Below are 1,358 nucleotides of genomic sequence, written 5' to 3' on the forward strand. Positions count from 1 at the left end.
TACTCCAGCATCACTTTGTGACCTCTGGCTGTCTTCGCCGATAGTGGCTGATCTTGGCGGTGTGTTGGTGGCGGCGACGCCAGCGCGACCATGCCCGGATTTGATCAAGGTCGGGTGGGCGTGTGATCATGTATGCCAATAGACGCCGGACCTCTCCCATCGAGAGGGGGACGAGGCCGTCCTGATCCGTTTCCTCCGGCTGTTTGCCGCAGTGACGGCAAGGTAGGCATGGGCGAGCATCGCCAAGGTGATGTGCCGATACCAGGCGTCATAGCGGCGGACCTGGTACTGATCCAGGCCGACCTGACCCTTGGCGCTCTGGAAACACTCCTCGATCGCCCAGCGGCTCCCGGCGACCTTCACCAGTTCGTCGATGGTGGTGCCGGCTGGGCCGAAACCGAGGTAGAAGGCCACCTCCTCGGGGCGGGCGATGCTGCGCCGGATGAGGATCCACCGCTCATACCCCTCCTCCGGCTCACGGATGATCGGCAGCGTGGCCATCGCCCAGTCATACAGGCGCGGCCCCTTGGCGCCCTGGCCGGCCGAAAGCCGCCTCCAGGCGGAGGCGGGCACTTCGGCGACCAGGCTTTCGGCCCGTGCTCGTGGGCCGAGGCCGCCGCTGATCGCCTGGCTGCGCGGCACCGCCACCACATAGCCGATGCGGTACCGCTCGAGAAAGACGCGGAACTTGTAGTCCTGGCCATAGGCCTCATCGGCGGTCACCCATGCCGCCGGCACCCCGGCCTCGATCGCCCGCGTCAGCATCCGGCGTGCCAGCACCTGCTTGGTGGCGAACTCCACCCCCGCCCCGATGCCCGCCTCGGCGCACCGGTCACGATCGGCGATCCATGACTTGGGCAGATACAGCTCCCGATCCACCAGGGTGCGGCCGGCGCTGGTCGCATACGCCAGGAACACCCCCAGCTGACAGTTCTCGATCCGGCCGGCCGTGCCGGAGTACTGACGCTGCACCCCGGCGGACTTGCCGCCCTTCTTGATGAACCCGGTCTCGTCCACGACCAGCACGCCATCACGCGCGCCCATGTGCTCGACCACGTAAGCCCGCAGGTCATCGCGCACCGCATCAGCGTCCCACCGGGCCGCGTTCAGCAGCCGCTGCATCCCCAGCGGGCTCCTCTCACCCGCCGCCTCGGCCAGCGTCCACCCGTTCTTACCCTCGATCGGCGCCAACAGCCCCCGCACATACGCCCGCGCCCGCCGCCGCGGCTCCGGCCGCCCGAACCGACTCGCCACCCGAGCGAACAGGTCATCCAACCCTGCCACCCACGCGGCGACATCATGATCCATCACAAGGACGACACGCTACACACCAGAGATCACAAAGTGATGCTGGAGTA

1 protein-coding gene is annotated in these 1,358 nt (G+C 67.5%); it reads right to left on the reverse strand.

Going from position 1 to position 1,358, the window contains the following annotated elements; translation table 11 throughout:
• Positions 1-126: 126 nt before the first annotated feature.
• The gene (locus AB0D67_RS39125) at positions 127-1,308 is read right to left on the reverse strand and encodes an IS701 family transposase (RefSeq protein WP_362947513.1); all 1,182 of its coding nucleotides are present in this window, start codon (positions 1,306-1,308) and stop codon (positions 127-129) included.
• Positions 1,309-1,358 lie beyond the last annotated feature (50 nt).

The sequence above is a fragment of the Streptosporangium sp. NPDC048047 genome, assembly GCF_040653115.1.
Lineage (GTDB): Bacteria > Actinomycetota > Actinomycetes > Streptosporangiales > Streptosporangiaceae > Streptosporangium.

What these genes read in the sequence shown, in the direction of transcription:
- AB0D67_RS39125 (WP_362947513.1), bottom strand. Translation starts at nt 1,308, where the DNA reads ATGGATCATGATGTCGCCGCGTGGGTGGCAGGGTTGGATGACCTGTTC.